This window comes from Zoogloea sp. LCSB751 (assembly GCF_002028455.1).
Classification (GTDB): domain Bacteria; phylum Pseudomonadota; class Gammaproteobacteria; order Burkholderiales; family Rhodocyclaceae; genus Zoogloea.
Map to the genome: position 1 here is coordinate 1 of NZ_MWUM01000643.1, position 235 is coordinate 235.

Below are 235 nucleotides of genomic sequence, written 5' to 3' on the forward strand. Positions count from 1 at the left end.
TATATTTCGGCGTCGATCATCATGCAGCTGCTGACCGTTGCGTCGCCGCAGCTGGAGGCGCTGAAGAAGGAAGGCGAGGGCGGCCGTCGGAAGATTACTCAGTACACGCGTTACGGCACGCTGGCCTTGGCCTTGTTTCAGGGTCTTGGCATCGCTGTCGCGCTGGAATCGCAGCAGGGTCTTGTTCTTGATCCCGGCCTGATGTTCCGCTTCGTGACTGTGTCCACTCTTGTCA

General features: G+C 58.7%; 1 pseudogene. It reads left to right on the forward strand.

What is annotated here, in order from left to right:
- A pseudogene (gene secY / locus B4920_RS28020) lies at nt 1-235 on the forward strand (preprotein translocase subunit SecY); the annotation flags it as partial.